Origin of the sequence: Nesterenkonia cremea (assembly GCF_014642675.1) — a bacterium.
Classification (GTDB): Bacteria; Actinomycetota; Actinomycetes; order Actinomycetales; family Micrococcaceae; genus Nesterenkonia; species Nesterenkonia cremea.
This window is the reverse complement of sequence record NZ_BMIS01000030.1, coordinates 1-2,305: the sequence shown is the minus strand read 5'-3', so window position 1 is coordinate 2,305 and position 2,305 is coordinate 1. Positions and strand designations below refer to the sequence as shown.

The following is a 2,305-nucleotide window of genomic DNA, read 5'->3' as shown; positions in this document are numbered from 1 at the left end:
GTGTCTTTATCCGCTCGATGCCGCCATTGACCGCGTTGAGTCGCACCGGCATCAGCAATGTGGTGACCAAATACGCTCGTCTGGCCGGTCTTGAAGGAGTCTATGCTCACCGGCTTCGGCATACGCTGGCTTCCCAGGTGCTCAGCGCAGGCGGGACCATCAGGCAGGTAAGTGAGCTCCTCGGGCACACAGACCCCGCCTCGGCCATGAGCTACGCGCGAGTGGACATGGCCCCGTTACGCGGAATGGCCCCACCGTGGGGCAGGTTGCCATGAGTGCCGAGCTGGTCAACGTCGAGCTGGTCACCGCACTGGAGGACTATCTGGCCAAACGGCGGGCTCTGGGCTTCAAGCTGCTGATGGAAGAACGCCACATGCGGAATTTCCTTCAATGGCTCTGGGCCAGTGGAAATACTGGTGCCAGCTTCACAGCTGCCCAAGCCGCCGCCTGGGTTCGCGGCGAGGGCGACTTTACCAGCGGCTATCAGCACCAGCGCCTCAGTGCAGTGCGCTGTTTTACCCGCTACTGCCAGGCACTGGCAATGGATGTGCAAGTGCCCACCACTAGAGCGTTAAACGCCGGTAGGGACCGGCGCAGGCCTCACATCTACTCCCAAGCCGAAGTCGACGCGCTCATCGGCGCTTGCTACCGGGTTTTCAGTCACCCGTTGGTTCAGACGACGATGGCCCATCTGATTGGTTTGCTGGCGGTGACCGGAATCAGGCCCGGAGAGGCTCTACGCCTACGAGCTGGCGATCTCGATGTCGGTGCCGCAACCATGCTGATCCAGGCGAACAAACACGGTCCCGATCGGGTTATTCCGCTGGGTCCCACCACCATCAATGCCCTGACCAGCTACCAGGCCGATCCCTCCCGGCAGGCGGCCGGTCCTCAGCCTGATGGCCCGATCTTTGTCACGATCACAGGCAGCGCCTATCAGCGACAAAGCGTGGGCGCTCACTTCCAGCGAATCCGTGCCGCGGCTGACTTCACTTGGGAAGGTCCAGCTCCACGTTTATCAGACCTGCGCCACACCTTCGCTACCCGGCAGATGATCCGGGCCTACACCACCGAGGCAGCTGACCCGGCCGCGACGTTGAGTCTGCTGGCCACTTGGCTGGGCCACTCAGATCCCGCCCACACCTACTGGTACATCGAAGCCGTCCCCGAACTGCTGGCCCTGGCCGCAGGCCGGGTCGATGCCATCACCACCACGGAGTGAATCACCATGACCTACCTCACCACAGTGCTACAAGCATTCTTCACCGACTACGTCCATGCCCAGCGCAACCTCTCGGCCAACACGGTCGCCTCCTACCGTGACGCCTGGCGGCTGCTGATCAAGCACATCTGCGCCACGACTGCGACCCCGGCAGATCACATCCGCCTGGAAGATATTGACCGGTCGGTGGTCACCGGCTTTCTGGAGCATCTGGCCACCGAGCGGGAAAACAGCGCCGCGACACGCAATGGGCGGCTTACTGCGATCTGTGCTGTGTTCACACACGCCCTGCCCGATCACCCAGAACACGCTGAGAGTCTCCGCCAGATCCTGGCCATCCCACCAGCGAAAACCTCCAAACCTCAGATCGGCTACCTCAACGAGGCAGAGAGCGCTGCACTGCTGGCAGCACCGAATCTGGGCAGCTGGGTCGGCCGGCGCGACCAGGCGATGCTCGCTCTGGTCATCCACACCGGGTTAAGAGTCAGCGAACTGATCACACTGACCATCCCCAGCATCCACGTCGGCACCAGCCCACATGTCGAATGCGAAGGCAAGGGCCGAAAACACCGGGCCATACCCATCAGCACTCCACTGGCAGAGCAGATGCACCGTTACCTCACAGAACGCGCAAACCGCACAGGAGAGGCCCTATTTCCCGGGCCGCACGGCAGGGCCCTTTCACGCGACGCCATCGAACGCCGCCTCGCCATTCACTTGGGCACTGCCAGCACATCCTGCCCGTCCTTAAGAGGTAAGCACATCACCATGCATTCGCTGCGTCACACTACGGCGATGAATCTGCTTCACGCCGGAGTCGACGTCAGCCTCATCGCCCTATGGCTGGGCCATGAGCAAACCTCAACGACTGACATGTATCTGCAGGCAGACATGGAAACCAAGAAAAACATCCTCGACAAGACCCGCCACCCCGAAATCGAGGCCGGCACCTACACGCCGTCACCCGACGTACTCACCTGGCTGGAGAATCTATGATTATGCCGACAAGAGTCAACGCCCTACGGCCCTCACCAGGGGCAACCCGAAAAGGTCGGCGTAATCCAAACATCGGCATAAGCGATC

The 2,305-nt window shown here is 61.5% G+C and carries 3 protein-coding genes; all 3 read left to right on the top strand.

Annotation, left to right across the window (positions count from 1 at the left end; translation table 11 throughout):
• The first annotated feature begins 17 nt into the window (after positions 1–17).
• From IEW85_RS14185 to IEW85_RS14175, 3 genes are read left to right on the top strand one after another with little or no spacing between them, the layout of a single operon-like run.
• Positions 18–275: a tyrosine-type recombinase/integrase gene (locus IEW85_RS14185; protein WP_229659064.1), complete on the top strand. Its 258-nt coding sequence runs from the start codon at positions 18–20 to the stop codon at positions 273–275.
• Positions 272–1,222, top strand: coding sequence for a tyrosine-type recombinase/integrase (locus IEW85_RS14180; RefSeq protein ID WP_188687077.1), 951 nt, complete (start codon positions 272–274; stop codon positions 1,220–1,222). Before IEW85_RS14185 ends, IEW85_RS14180 begins: the two co-directional genes overlap by 4 nt.
• Before the next feature lie 6 nt (positions 1,223–1,228).
• Entirely contained in the window at positions 1,229–2,218 is a 990-nt protein-coding gene (locus IEW85_RS14175; protein WP_168888656.1) for a tyrosine-type recombinase/integrase, read from the top strand.
• Positions 2,219–2,305 lie beyond the last annotated feature (87 nt).